Here is a 241-nt window from a genome sequence, read left to right on the forward strand (position 1 = left end):
CCGCCGGTGGCGTACAGCCGGGCGGCGGCGCGGATCTGCTCTGGCGCTACGCCACACACCGGGCCAAGCACTTGCGGGGCGTTCTCGGCACGGCTGACGAAGTCGCGCCAGCGGGCGAAGTCTTCGGTTTCGCAGCGGGCATCGATGAAGCCCTGGGCCAGCAGGCCCTCGGTGACGATCACATGCGCCAAGGCGTTAAGCATGGCCACGTTGGTACCAGGGCGCAGTTGCAGGTGCAGCT

The 241-nt window shown here is 68.5% G+C and carries 1 protein-coding gene; it reads right to left on the bottom strand.

Annotated features, from left to right (window positions below; all coding sequences use genetic code 11):
• The coding region (locus G1E_RS29450) for a molybdopterin-dependent oxidoreductase (RefSeq protein WP_047149864.1) at positions 1 to 241 on the bottom strand (241 nt) is incomplete at both ends.

This window comes from Pseudomonas sp. TJI-51, from assembly GCF_000190455.2.
In the GTDB taxonomy this organism is placed as follows: domain Bacteria; phylum Pseudomonadota; class Gammaproteobacteria; order Pseudomonadales; family Pseudomonadaceae; genus Aquipseudomonas; species Aquipseudomonas juntendi.